Genomic DNA, 11,844 nt, shown 5'->3' on the forward strand with positions numbered 1-11,844 from the left:
GATCCCCATCCTCTGCGCAGCATGCCGGACACCACTGGTGGAGAAGATCATGACGCTCCGATCTCCAGGAAAAGCCTGCCCGAATTCAATGGGCACGGTACTTGAGAAGTGTTCGGCCGGCTGTGAGACTAGCCGGGTCGGCAGGTTCCCGGCTGCTGTTTTCATCCGAGGGTAAGTATATTTGTTTTCTATGCTGTTGCAAGTATAATTCAATTATAATTCCGTGTCACTCCATGGAAAATCGTACCTCACGCCTCACCATCCTCATCGATCCCCGCAAGAAGCAGATCTTCGAAGAAATCTGCGCTGCCCATGATCTGACGCCTTCGCAGGTGGTACGGAAGTTGATTCGTCAATACATCATCGAAAACGCCGGTGACCGGGAACTGCCGGACTGGCTGAGAGGGCGATCGACTTTCGAGCGGGAGACGTGAACTTGGCCCCCGGCACCTGCCCGTCGTCTGGCCTTGGATGGTCAGGCAGCGAATGCCGATGCGCGGCAATCCCGGGAGCCGGCAAAGTCCGGCAAGTGTGGGAAGTTGACGCCTCTGTCATCGCACAGCCCCTGGTGAGCGTTATGATCATTGCAAGGTGGCTGGCCGCGTGATGTCGGGTGCCTTGCCAAGCCAATCTCACCAGGAGGAACGCCATGCACAAGCTACTTACCCTGTTGGTCGCCTTGCTCATCACTGCAGCGAACGCCTTTGCCGTGGTCAATGTGAACACCGCCAACAAGGACGAACTTCAGATGCTGACCGGTATCGGTCCCGCCAAGGCTCAGGCAATCATTGATTACAGGACCAAGAACGGTTCCTTCAAGTCCGTGGATGAGCTCACCAAGGTCCCCGGCATTGGCCCGGCCGTCCTTGGCAAGATGAAGAACGACGTGACGCTGACCGGTGCCACCACGGCCGCCGCAGACGCAGCCAGCAAGGGCGGCCCAGCGCCTGCGGCCCCGGCGACGGTCAAGGGTGAGCCCGCCAAAGCCGCAGCTGGAAGTGCCACGGCGACCGCTGCGAAAGCGCCTGCGGCGAACGCTCCACCGCCGGCAGCCAAAGCGGCTGCGGGTTCTCCGTCGGCGAGCGCTCCGCCTGCCGCTGCGAAACCGGTGGCAAACCCGGCGCCGTCAGCCGCTGGTACTCCCGTCAGCACCCCTGCCAAGCTGACGACGAGCCCGACAGACAACAAGAAGACGACCACCGCCTCGGCCAAGAAGGACGATCCGGCGACAGGCGACACTTCTGCCGCGAAGAAATAATCCCCGGCGACCGTTGCCCAAACGGACATGACGCTTCCAATTTGCCCCACAGGGGAAAGTCGTGTCCTTTTCCCATCGTGCGCTGGCAGGACAAGCGCCGTGGCAAATGGGGAGAAATAGTTCTGGGTTGACTGCCGTGTCTTCTTGTCGGCAGCCAGCACCCGGCGTAGGGATGCTAGTCTGATTGACACTTGCACTCGAGCACTGCCCGGCGATGATCGGCGTACGCGTCCGCCATCGTCGCCGCGATGCTTGGTACACTCTCGGCCTGCGTCCATGAGTCGAGCCCATGCGCCCGCCGCCAACACTATTGCCTTTTCTGTTTGTCTTTCTGTGGAGCACCGGTTTCATCGGCGCCAAGTTTGGGCTGCCGTACGCCGAGCCGTTGACCTTCCTGCTTGCGCGCTATCTCCTCGTACTCCTTCTGATGACCATCTTCGCGCTGGCAACGCGTGCGCCGTGGCCTGCCGACGGGCACCAGTACTTCCACATCGGCGTCTCCGGTCTGCTGGTACACGGGATCTATCTGGGCGGAGTCTTCATGGCCATCAAACATGGTTTGCCGGCCGGTGTGACCGCGCTGGTGGTCGGCATGCAGCCGCTGCTGACGGCCTTCGGTGCGGGTTTTCTGCTTGGCGAACGCGTCTCGGCACGGCAATGGCTGGGTCTGGTGCTCGGATTTGTCGGAGTCGCGCTGGTGGTTGCCAACAAACTCGGTGACCTGCCCTTGATCGCGATGTTGTTGCCGGCAGTCGTCGCCCTGCTCGGAATCACTTTCGGCACTCTTTACCAGAAGCGCTTTTGCCCGCACTTCGATCTGCGCACCGGTTCGGTCATTCAATTCCTGCCGAGCGCGGTAGTCACGGCGCTCGCCGCCTGGGCCAGCGAACGCATGTCGATCGAGTGGACGCCACAGTTCGTCTTTGCCCTGGCATGGCTGGTGCTGGTCCTATCGTTTGGCGCCATCAGTCTGCTGAACATGTTGATCCGCAGCGGCAGTGCGGTCAATGTCGCCAGCCTTTTCTACCTGACGCCCCCGAGCACCGCCGTGATCGCCTGGCTGGTTTTCGGTGAAACGCTTGGCGGACTGGCGTTGGCCGGTATGGTGTTGGCAGTGGGCGGCGTGTATCTGGCGCGGACGCGCGTCCGATGAACAATCGAGGCAATTCTGCGCTGCGCATTCTCGGTGTCGATCCGGGCCTGCGAGTCACCGGTTTCGGGCTTATCGAAAAGGCCGGGGGCCGCTTGGCCTACCTTGCCAGCGGGTGTATCCGCACTGCCGCCGGCGATTCGCTGCCCAGCCGGCTGGGGACGATTCATGCTGGACTGCGCGACTTGCTGGCAGAGCACCGGCCCGACCAGGCCGCCGTGGAGATCATCTTTGTCAACGTCAATCCACAATCGACCCTGCTGCTCGGTCAGGCGCGCGGGGCAGCGATCACGGCGCTGGTCGCGAGCGGGATCGAGGTCGCCGAGTACACCGCGTTGCAGGTCAAGCTGGCGGTGGTCGGAAATGGACACGCAGACAAGGCGCAAGTACAGCACATGGTGCGACGCCTGCTATCCCTGGCGGCCGACCCTGGACCCGACGCCGCTGATGCTCTCGCCTGCGCGATCGCGCACGCGCACGGTGGCCAGGGACTCGGACGGCTGACCAGCAGTGGCTTGCGCGTACGCAGCGGTCGTCTGCTTCCAGGCAAGGTGAGCCTGCGATGATCGGACGTCTTGCGGGAGTCCTCCTGGAGAAGAACCCGCCCCAGGTGGTGGTTGACGTGCATGGTGTTGGCTACGAGCTCGACGTGCCGATGAGCACATTCTGCAATTTGCCAGCGAACGGCGAGAAGGTCAGTCTGCTGACCCACTTCGTGGTGCGCGAGGACGGGCATTTCCTTTATGGCTTCGCGAGCGAGGGCGAACGTTTCGCGTTCCGCCTGTTGCTCAAGGTTTCCGGTGTCGGTGCGCGCCTGGCGCTCTCCGTGTTGTCCGGGCTTTCGGTCGGCGATCTCGCGCAGGCAGTGGCTCGCCAGGAGGCAGGACGCCTGACCAAGATACCGGGTATTGGCACCAAGACCGCCGAACGCTTGCTGCTCGAACTCAAAGGGAAACTCGCCGAAGCGTTGCCAGCAAGCGCTGTGCCTGCCGCCGGCGCCCATCATGACATCCTCAGCGCGCTGTTGGCACTGGGTTACAATGACCGCGAAGCGGCCGCTGCCTTGCAGCAACTGCCTGCCGAGATCAGCACTTCCGACGGTATCCGGCAAGCGCTCAGGCTGCTTTCAAGAGTCTGACCCGACAATGACGCTCGGCTATAAACAACTCATCCAGATTGCCTTGGTCGTGCTGCTGCTGATTGGCTGCGTCGCCGTGCTGTTGCCGTTTACCGGTACCCTGCTGTTTGCTGTGGTCATCTGCATCATCAGCCTGCCGATTCGCAACCGCCTGCTCACTGTCTGTCGAGGGCGCAGCAATCTGGCGGCCCTGCTGGTTTCAATGCTCCTCCTGCTGCTCCTCGTCGCACCGATGGCGCTGCTCTCGGGCTCGCTCGCCGATGGTGTCGAACTTGCAATTCGTTATTTCAAGCCCTTGATGGAGAACGGCCTGCCGGCGGAGCCTCCGCGCTGGCTGTCGAGAATTCCGATTGCCGGACCGGGGATTGCCGACTATTGGCAGGAACTCGTCGAGAGCCGCGAGGAAATGAACAACCTCCTGCGTCAGGTTCTCGATCCGACCCGCCGATTGGCACTCGCGGCCGGTGCGCTTTTTGCACAGGGTCTGCTGCAGCTGGTACTGGTAATCTTCTTCGTCTTCTTCATTTTTCGCGATGCGCACATCTACGCCGACGCCCTGCACACCGGCAGCCGGATGCTGGCCGGCGACCTCGGCGAGCGCATGCTCGCTCTCGTCGAAGGGACGGTCACAGGCGTCATGGCCGGAATCGTCGGGACGGCGGCGGCACAGGCGGTGGTGGCGATGATCGGATTCATCATCGCCGGCGTTCCCGGAATCCTGATTCTTACGGTGGCGACCTTTTTCTTCTCGCTCGTGCCGGTGGTCGGAGCAACCCTGATCTGGGTGGGTGCCGCGATCTGGTTGTACAACGAAGGGCAGACTGGCTGGGCCGTGTTCATGATCCTCTGGGGAATGTTCGGGATCAGCAGTGTCGATAATTTTCTCAAGCCGATCCTGATTTCGCGCAGTGCCAGCCTGCCACTGCTGCTGATCATTGTTGGCGTATTCGGTGGTGTACTGGTTTTCGGTTTCATCGGTCTTTTCCTTGGGCCGACCTTGCTCGCCCTGGGGCAGGCACTCGTGCGAGAGTGGCTGGCACATGCCGGTCCTGACGCGCTGGCCGCGCGCGACGAATCGCCGAGATGATCGAAATCGACGATCTCCGCGATCTGCCGGGCGACCGCCTGCTTTCGCGCGACGCGAAATCGACGCAGGAAGAAGCGATCGAGCGCGCCCTGCGGCCGCAACGTCTTGCCGATTACGTCGGACAGGCGAAGATTCGCGAACAACTGACGATTTTCATTGAAGCTGCGAGAAAGCGTCGGGAAACGCTCGATCACGTTCTTCTGTTCGGTCCGCCGGGACTCGGGAAAACGACCCTGGCGCATATCATCGCCGCAGAAATGCGCGTCAACCTGCGGTCGACCTCGGGCCCGGTGCTCGAACGCGCCGGTGACCTGGCGGCGATCCTGACCAATCTCGAACCGCGCGACGTGCTGTTCATCGACGAGATTCACCGCTTGTCGCCCGTCGTCGAAGAGATTCTCTATCCGGCGCTGGAGGATTTTCAGATCGACATCATGATCGGCGAGGGTCCGGCGGCGCGATCGGTCAAGCTCGACTTGCCGCCGTTTACGCTGGTCGGAGCGACCACCCGCGCGGGCATGCTGACCAATCCGCTGCGCGACCGCTTCGGCATCGTCTCGCGGCTCGAGTTCTACACGCCGGAGGAACTCACGCAGATCGTCACGCGCTCGTCACAACTGCTGAAGGTACCTGCCGACGCTGGCGGGGCGCTGGAGATTGCTCGCCGTTCGCGCGGCACCCCGCGAATTGCCAACCGGCTGTTGCGGCGCGTGCGCGATTTTGCCGAGGTCAGGGCGAGCGGTCGGATCACGCAGGAAGTGGCCGACCTGGCGCTGCGGATGCTCGATGTCGATCATGGCGGGCTCGACGTAATGGACCGCAAGCTGCTGTCGGCAGTGATCGACAAGTTCGGCGGCGGTCCGGTCGGCCTCGACAACCTCGCGGCGGCAATCGGCGAGGCGCGCGACACGATCGAAGACGTACTCGAACCGTACCTGATTCAGCAGGGTTTTCTGCAGCGCACGCCACGTGGTCGGGTGGCGACGGCGGCGGTGTATCGCCACCTGGGCATTGATGCGTTGTCTGACGAAGCCCAGGGTGAGCTCTGGCGGGCGCCGTGAGTGGCCGCCATCTGGTCACAAATCCTTACATTTGCCATCAGGATGCTAACTTAGAATCGGCGCCGGTCATGAAACAGCAGCAGAAAGCGAACGCGTTCACCATTCCCGTGCGCATCTATTACGAAGACACGGACGCCGGTGGAGTGGTGTACTACGCGAATTACCTGAAGTACTTCGAGCGTTGTCGCAGCGAGTGGTTGCGTGCGATCGGTCATCATCAGGCGGATCTGCTGCGCGATCCGGGGATCGCTTTCGTCGTTCGCAATGTCAGCATCGAGTACTTGCGACCGGCGCGCCTCGACGACCAAGTCGTCGTCGGTCTCGAAGTGGAGAAGATCAGCCGCGCTCAGATCTTCTTTCGCCAGCACATCCGGCGCGCCGACGACGCGGTTGAAGGCGGCTGGCAGGAACTGGTCTGCGCAGCCATCCACATCGCCTGTGTGAATTCGGCGCACATGAAAGCGACTGCTATTCCCGCAATCCTGCGTACCAAACTGGAAGCCCTGCAATGAATGTCTCGCAAGACCTTTCGATCCTGCATCTGATTCTCAATGCCAGCGCAGTGGTGCAGGCGGTGATGGTCTTGCTCGCCGGCGTCTCGTTCATGTCATGGTACTACATCTTTCGCAAGTGGTTTACGGTCAAGGCGGCGCGCGCGCAGACCGAGCAGTTCGAGCGCGACTTCTGGAGCGGCGGCGAGCTCAACAGCCTGTACCAGAGTGCGGTCAATGATCGCCATGGCACTGGCAGCATGGAGCGCATCTTCGAAGCGGGTTTTCGTGAATTCACCAAATTGCGCAGCCAGAAAAATCTCGACCCCAAGGACGTGATCGACGGTTCGCGCCGTGCAATGCGCGCCACCTATCAGCGCGAGATGGACAGCATCGATTCGCACCTCGCCTTCCTTGCGTCGGTAGGCTCGGTCAGTCCCTACGTTGGCCTGTTCGGGACCGTCTGGGGGATCATGCATTCATTTCGCGGACTCTCGAATGTCGGCCAGGCGACGCTCGCCGCGGTCGCACCAGGCATTGCCGAAGCGCTGGTGGCAACGGCCATTGGCCTTTTCGCCGCAATCCCGGCCGTGGTTGCCTACAATCGTTTCGCTCACGAGATCGACCGGCTTTCCTCGCGCTTCGAGTCGTTCATGGAAGAGTTTTCGAACATCCTGCAACGCCAGATGAGGTAAGGGCATGCGTCCGCGTCGGCTGAAAAACGAAATCAACGTCGTTCCCTATATCGACGTCATGCTGGTGCTGCTGGTCATCTTCATGGTGACCGCGCCAATGATGACCACCGCTTCCATCGACGTACCTTCGGTGGGCAAGGCGGCACAGCCGCCGGCCGAAGCGCTGCAGGTGATCGTTCGCGCCGATCGAACGCTGGCCGTTCTCCTGCCCGGCAAGACCGAGCGCTCGTTGACCCGAGCCGAACTCGCCGAGGCAATCGTCGCCGCGCAGCAGAAGAATCCCGAACAGGCGGTAGTCATTGCCGGTGACAGGAACGTGCGCTATGAGGCGGTGATGGACGTGATGAGCGAGTTGCAGAAGCAGCAGGTCCAACGCATCGGCCTTCTCGTGCAACCTACCGGCAAGTGAGTTCCTGATCCGTGGAAGCCGTCGAGCCGCTACCACGGCCGCCACAGGAGGATCCGGCAAAGTGGCCGTCGCTGGCCCTCTCCGCAGCCGTTCATCTGCTCCTGATCGGGGCGTTGTTTCTCGGCGTGCAGTGGAAGAGCAAGCCGCCGGCGGCAGTCGAGGTCGAAGTCTGGCGAGCGCCGCCGGCTCCGCCGGCAGCCAGCTCGCCGGAACCGCGCGAAGAGCCGAGGCCAGAGCCGAAGCCGGAACCGCGACCAGAACCCAAACCGCTGGCCAAACCTTTGCCGCGGCCCGAGCAGAAGCCCGAAGCCAAGCCCGAGCCCAAGGCTGAGCCAAAGCCTGCTGCCAAGGCAGTGGCGAAGCCCGAGCCGAAGCCCGAGCCAAAGCCGCCAATCAAGCCGGACATTCCGCTGAAGGAAGAAAAAAAGCTCAAGGAACCGCCCAGAAAGGAAGAAACGAAGCCGAAAGAGCTTGCGAAGAAGGAAGAACCGAGGCCGAAAGAGCCTCCGCGCAAGGAAGAAGTCAAGCCACGGGAGCCAGTGAAGGAGCCCAAACCGACGCCGCCGCACAAGGAAGAGCCGCGCAGGCCAGAGCCGGAGCACCGCCCCAGTTTCGACGACGAACTGAAGCGGGAGCAGAAACAGTTGCAGCAACAGCGAGCCGTCGAGGAACGGCGTGCCCGCGCCGCCGAGGCCGAAGCGGAAGCGCGCCAACTTCGGCAGCAACAAGGCAAACAGGCAGCGGACCTCAAGCGCGCGCAGGCAGAATACATCGAGCGTGTGCGTGGCAAAATCCGTGGCAATATCGTTCTGCCGCCGGGCATTCAGGGGAACCCGCAGGCCGAGTTCGAGGTCACGCAGTTGCCAAGCGGTGAGGTGCTGGATGTGAAGCTACGGCGGTCGAGCGGCAATCCGACCCTCGACGCCGCCGTCGAGCGTGCGATCCGCAAGTCTTCGCCATTGCCCAAACCGGCGCAGGCAGAGCTTTTCGAGCGAATCCTCCGCATTCCCTATAAGCCGCATGATGACTGAGGGCAAGCGACCGAAACAACGGCGCGGGCTTCCTGGCGGTCGTTGATGGCGTACGGCGCCACGGACCGAGAGCGACAGGATCAGGTGCGGATGGCGGTCTCGGGGAAGGACGGCCTGCGCTGCGGGCAGGTCAACAGATCACATTTCGTTACCAATCAGAGGCATTCAGAGAAGATATAATCGAACATTCTGTACTGGACTGCTTCATGTTTGGAATTCGACTGAAACTGCGTCATCTCGGGCTGCTCGCGACCAGTGTGATCGCCCTGCTGCAGGCGCCGGCGCATGCGCAACTGACGATCGAGATCACCGGCGCCGGCGCCAACCGCATCCCGGTGGCGATCGCCGATTTCGGCGGTGACGCCAGCTCCTCACGGGTTGTCACCTCGGTGGTTCGTGGTGACCTCGAACGTAGCGGCCTTTTCAGGATGGTCGACACCGGCGGGGTAACCATGACCGAAGCGTCGTCTCCGGCCTACGCGGACTGGAAAAACCGCGGCGCCGATGCAGTGGCCGCCGGCAGTATCGGTGGAAGTGACGACGGCCGGCAGGAGGCGCGCTTCCGCCTGTACGACGTCAACAAGCAGATCGCGCTGGGCGGTTCCGCTTTCGTCACGTCGAAACCGATGCTGCGTGCCGCCGGCCATCGTATTGCCGACCTGATCTACGAAAAGTTGACCGGCGAACCGGGCATTTTCTCGACACGGGTCGCTTACGTGGTGCGGGCCAGCGCCACCCGCTACGAGCTGCACATTTCCGATGCGGACGGCCAGAACGCCCAGGTTGCACTGATCTCGAAAGAGCCCATCATCTCGCCTTCCTGGTCGCCCGACGGCACACGGCTGGCGTACGTTTCTTTTGAGAACAAGAAACCGGTCGTCTACGTGCACTCACTGGCGTCAGGCAAGAGGATTGTGATTGCCAATTTCAAGGGCTCGAATTCGGCTCCAGCGTGGTCGCCAGACGGCCGCAAGCTGGCTGTCGTGCTTAGCAAGGATGGCGGCTCGCAGATCTTCCTCGTCAACGCCGATGGCTCGGGTGCGCAACGACTGACCACGGACAGCGCGATCAATACCGAGCCCACCTTCTCGCCTGACGGGCAATTCATTTACTTCACATCGGATCGAGGCGGCAGTCCGCAAATCTACCGGATGGCGGTCAGCGGTGGCGATGCACAGCGGGTGAGCTTCGAGGGCAGCTACAATGTGACGCCGCGAATTTCTCCCGACGGCAAGTCGATGGCGTTCATCAGCCGGCGTGATGGCAGCTTCCGCCTCTCCGTGATGGACCTGGACAGCAGGCAGGTACAGGTGTTGACGGACTCGCACAAGGACGAGTCCCCGACTTTCTCTCCGAACGGACGAATGGTCCTGATTGCCACCGAGATGGGCGGCCGCGGCGTACTCTCTGCCGTTTCACTCGACGGCCGTATCAAGCAAAGGCTCTCGATTACGGCGGGTGACGTCCGTGAACCCGCGTGGGGTCCACTGAGCCGATGAACAAGACATTTCAATTCAGCATCTTCCGCAGGAGAACGCGCATGAAACAATTCGTCTTCCCGGCCGCTCTGGTCCTTATGGTCGCCGCCTGTAGCTCGACTCCGAAGAGTGGCGACGAGACCGGGGGGGCTCCTGTCGAGAGCAGGGGAGGAGGTGCCGGAGTAACGACTGTCACGACGGGCGGGGTGGATAGCCGCGGACTGCCGGCCGTTCTCACCGATCCGAAAAGTATTCTTTCGAAACGCAGCGTGTACTTCGATTATGACAATTACGAGGTGAAGGCGGAATACAAGGAACTGGTGACTGCGCACGCCAAGTTCCTCACCGAGAACCGTCAGTTCAAGATGCTGATCCAGGGCAACACGGACGAGCGAGGCAGCCGCGAATACAATCTGGCGCTTGGCCAGAAACGTGCCGACGCGATCAAGAAAATGCTGAGCCTGCTCGGAGTGCGCGATGATCAGCTCGAGTCGGTCAGTCTCGGCAAGGAAAAGCCGAAGAATGACGGCCATAACGAAGCTGCCTGGGCCGAGAATCGTCGTGGAGACATGCTGTATAACGGTGAGTTCTAGCATGGAGAGTCGGTCGGCTGCTCGTCGGCCGGGCAGCCTGCATCTTCTGGCGATGGTCCTGATGGTCGCGGCGTTCGGCTCGCGGTACGCGCATGCCGGGCTTTTCGACGATGACGAAGCACGCCACCAGATCAAGGAACTGTCGATCAAGACCAACGATCGCCTCGACATCATCGCCAAGGGGCAGATCGAGCTGGCCAATCAGATCCAGGCGCTGCGCGAAGAGAACTCCCGTCTGCGCGGCCAGGTGGAGACCCTGACCTACGAACTGGAAGCGGCCAGGAAGCGACAGCAGGATTTTTACGTCGATCTCGATGGTCGGCTGCGCAAGCTCGAACCACAGCCCGCGTCGAGCACTGAGGCGAGACCGGCGGACGAGGGTCGGCCGCAGGCCGACGCTCCGAGGAAGGTCGCCAGCGACCCTGCAGCCGAGACGCGCGAGTATGAAGCGGCACTGAATCTGTTCCGGGCGAACAAGTTGAAGGAGGCGGCAAGCGCTTTCGAGACATTTGCCAAGGCGCATCCGGACAGCGCGCTGGCGCCAAGCGCCTACTACTGGCTCGGCAATGCCCAGTATTCGTTGCGTGACTGCAAGAAGGCAATCGACGCGCAGCGGCTGCTTGCCAGCAAGTGGCCAGCCCACCCCAAGGCACCGGATGCGCTGCTCAACGTCGCCACCTGTCAGCAGGAGCTTGCCGACGCCAAAGGCGCGAAGACGACGCTCGAAACGCTGGTCGCCAAGTATCCGGACAGCACTGCCGCCGCGACGGCCAGACAACGCCTCAAGAAATAGCCTGGTGCAGGTCACGGTGCGACCGCCATCGCTGAAGATCAGCGAGATCTTTCTGTCCCTGCAGGGAGAAAGCTCGCGGGTCGGGTTGCCGACAGTATTTGTTCGTCTGACCGGCTGTCCCTTGCGCTGCGTGTGGTGTGATACCGCCTACGCGTTCAGTGGTGGCCGTACGATGTCGCTGCCGGAAATCCTGGAAGAAGTTGCTTCTCACGACGTGCGCCGTGTCTGCGTGACTGGTGGCGAACCGCTGGCGCAGCCGGCGTCCCTGCTGCTCCTGCGCGCCATGTGCGACGCCGGTCACGCAGTGTCGCTGGAAACCTCGGGCGCGTGCGACATCAGCGGCGTCGATACCCGGGTTTCGCGAATCGTCGACGTCAAGGCGCCTGGTTCCGGCGAGGTCGAGCGAAATCACTGGCCGAACCTCGCGCTGCTGACCTGCAGCGACGAACTCAAATTCGTTCTCAAGGACCGCGCCGACTACGAATGGGCGCGGCAACTGATCATCGATCGTCGATTGGCGGAACTTTGTCCATTGCTTTTCTCGCCGGTAGACAGTGAGCTGGCAGCGGCGACGCTGGCGGAGTGGATCCTCGCCGATCGTCTGCCGGTTCGCTTTCAGTTGCAGCTCCACAAGCTGCTCTGGGGAAAAGAGCGCGGCAG

At 61.9% G+C, this 11,844-nt stretch carries 15 protein-coding genes; all 15 read left to right on the top strand.

Going from position 1 to position 11,844, the window contains the following annotated elements; translation table 11 throughout:
• Positions 1–233: 233 nt before the first annotated feature.
• On the top strand, positions 234–434 hold the full coding sequence (locus tag NFV80_RS10035) for a CopG family transcriptional regulator (RefSeq protein ID WP_295326298.1): 201 nt from the start codon (positions 234–236) through the stop codon (positions 432–434).
• A 215-nt stretch (positions 435–649) separates the two neighbouring features.
• Positions 650–1,258 carry a helix-hairpin-helix domain-containing protein gene (locus NFV80_RS10040; protein WP_295326299.1) on the top strand — a complete coding sequence of 203 codons (609 nt, stop codon included), beginning with the start codon at positions 650–652 and terminating at the stop codon, positions 1,256–1,258.
• Positions 1,259–1,547: 289 nt separating this feature from the next.
• A complete protein-coding gene (locus tag NFV80_RS10045) occupies positions 1,548–2,411 on the top strand; it encodes a DMT family transporter (protein WP_295326301.1) in 864 nt (287 codons plus the stop codon).
• Positions 2,408–2,974, top strand: coding sequence for a crossover junction endodeoxyribonuclease RuvC (gene ruvC / locus NFV80_RS10050; RefSeq protein WP_295326303.1), 567 nt, complete (start codon positions 2,408–2,410; stop codon positions 2,972–2,974). Before NFV80_RS10045 ends, ruvC begins: the two co-directional genes overlap by 4 nt.
• Entirely contained in the window at positions 2,971–3,546 is a 576-nt protein-coding gene (ruvA, locus tag NFV80_RS10055) for a Holliday junction branch migration protein RuvA (protein ID WP_295326304.1), read from the top strand. Before ruvC ends, ruvA begins: the two co-directional genes overlap by 4 nt.
• A 7-nt stretch (positions 3,547–3,553) precedes the next feature.
• Positions 3,554–4,633, top strand: a complete 1,080-nt coding sequence (locus tag NFV80_RS10060; protein WP_295326306.1) for an AI-2E family transporter — start codon at positions 3,554–3,556, stop codon at positions 4,631–4,633.
• Entirely contained in the window at positions 4,630–5,694 is a 1,065-nt protein-coding gene (gene ruvB, locus NFV80_RS10065) for a Holliday junction branch migration DNA helicase RuvB (RefSeq protein ID WP_295326307.1), read from the top strand. Before NFV80_RS10060 ends, ruvB begins: the two co-directional genes overlap by 4 nt.
• A gap of 68 nt (positions 5,695–5,762) precedes the next feature.
• Entirely contained in the window at positions 5,763–6,206 is a 444-nt protein-coding gene (gene ybgC, locus NFV80_RS10070; protein WP_295326309.1) for a tol-pal system-associated acyl-CoA thioesterase, read from the top strand.
• Complete coding sequence (gene tolQ / locus NFV80_RS10075) at positions 6,203–6,880, top strand: protein TolQ (protein WP_295326311.1); 678 nt, start codon at positions 6,203–6,205, stop codon at positions 6,878–6,880. The genes ybgC and tolQ overlap by 4 nt, the downstream gene beginning before the upstream one ends.
• A 4-nt stretch (positions 6,881–6,884) precedes the next feature.
• Positions 6,885–7,289 carry a protein TolR gene (gene tolR, locus NFV80_RS10080; protein WP_295326312.1) on the top strand — a complete coding sequence of 135 codons (405 nt, stop codon included), beginning with the start codon at positions 6,885–6,887 and terminating at the stop codon, positions 7,287–7,289.
• A gap of 11 nt (positions 7,290–7,300) precedes the next feature.
• Positions 7,301–8,320 carry a cell envelope integrity protein TolA gene (locus NFV80_RS10085; protein ID WP_295326314.1) on the top strand — a complete coding sequence of 340 codons (1,020 nt, stop codon included), beginning with the start codon at positions 7,301–7,303 and terminating at the stop codon, positions 8,318–8,320.
• 206 nt (positions 8,321–8,526) lie between these two features.
• Positions 8,527–9,819, top strand: a complete 1,293-nt coding sequence (tolB, locus tag NFV80_RS10090) for a Tol-Pal system beta propeller repeat protein TolB (protein WP_295326316.1) — start codon at positions 8,527–8,529, stop codon at positions 9,817–9,819.
• A 41-nt stretch (positions 9,820–9,860) separates the two neighbouring features.
• On the top strand, positions 9,861–10,391 hold the full coding sequence (gene pal, locus NFV80_RS10095) for a peptidoglycan-associated lipoprotein Pal (protein WP_295326318.1): 531 nt from the start codon (positions 9,861–9,863) through the stop codon (positions 10,389–10,391).
• A gap of 1 nt (position 10,392) precedes the next feature.
• Positions 10,393–11,184: a tol-pal system protein YbgF gene (ybgF, locus tag NFV80_RS10100; RefSeq protein ID WP_296758579.1), complete on the top strand. Its 792-nt coding sequence runs from the start codon at positions 10,393–10,395 to the stop codon at positions 11,182–11,184.
• A 4-nt stretch (positions 11,185–11,188) separates the two neighbouring features.
• The coding region (queE, locus tag NFV80_RS10105) for a 7-carboxy-7-deazaguanine synthase QueE (RefSeq protein WP_295326319.1) at positions 11,189–11,844 on the top strand (656 nt) is incomplete at its 3' end.

It is taken from the genome of Accumulibacter sp. (assembly GCF_023806565.1).
GTDB lineage: Bacteria > Pseudomonadota > Gammaproteobacteria > Burkholderiales > Rhodocyclaceae > Accumulibacter.

Coding starts and splice junctions, on each gene's coding strand:
- NFV80_RS10035 (WP_295326298.1), top strand. CDS start 234: ATGGAAAATCGTACCTCACGCCTCACCATCCTCATCGATCCCCGCAAG.
- NFV80_RS10040 (WP_295326299.1), top strand. CDS start 650: ATGCACAAGCTACTTACCCTGTTGGTCGCCTTGCTCATCACTGCAGCG.
- NFV80_RS10045 (WP_295326301.1), top strand. CDS start 1,548: ATGCGCCCGCCGCCAACACTATTGCCTTTTCTGTTTGTCTTTCTGTGG.
- ruvC (WP_295326303.1), top strand. CDS start 2,408: ATGAACAATCGAGGCAATTCTGCGCTGCGCATTCTCGGTGTCGATCCG.
- ruvA (WP_295326304.1), top strand. CDS start 2,971: ATGATCGGACGTCTTGCGGGAGTCCTCCTGGAGAAGAACCCGCCCCAG.
- NFV80_RS10060 (WP_295326306.1), top strand. CDS start 3,554: ATGACGCTCGGCTATAAACAACTCATCCAGATTGCCTTGGTCGTGCTG.
- ruvB (WP_295326307.1), top strand. CDS start 4,630: ATGATCGAAATCGACGATCTCCGCGATCTGCCGGGCGACCGCCTGCTT.
- ybgC (WP_295326309.1), top strand. CDS start 5,763: ATGAAACAGCAGCAGAAAGCGAACGCGTTCACCATTCCCGTGCGCATC.
- tolQ (WP_295326311.1), top strand. CDS start 6,203: ATGAATGTCTCGCAAGACCTTTCGATCCTGCATCTGATTCTCAATGCC.
- tolR (WP_295326312.1), top strand. CDS start 6,885: ATGCGTCCGCGTCGGCTGAAAAACGAAATCAACGTCGTTCCCTATATC.
- tolB (WP_295326316.1), top strand. CDS start 8,527: ATGTTTGGAATTCGACTGAAACTGCGTCATCTCGGGCTGCTCGCGACC.
- pal (WP_295326318.1), top strand. CDS start 9,861: ATGAAACAATTCGTCTTCCCGGCCGCTCTGGTCCTTATGGTCGCCGCC.
- ybgF (WP_296758579.1), top strand. CDS start 10,393: ATGGAGAGTCGGTCGGCTGCTCGTCGGCCGGGCAGCCTGCATCTTCTG.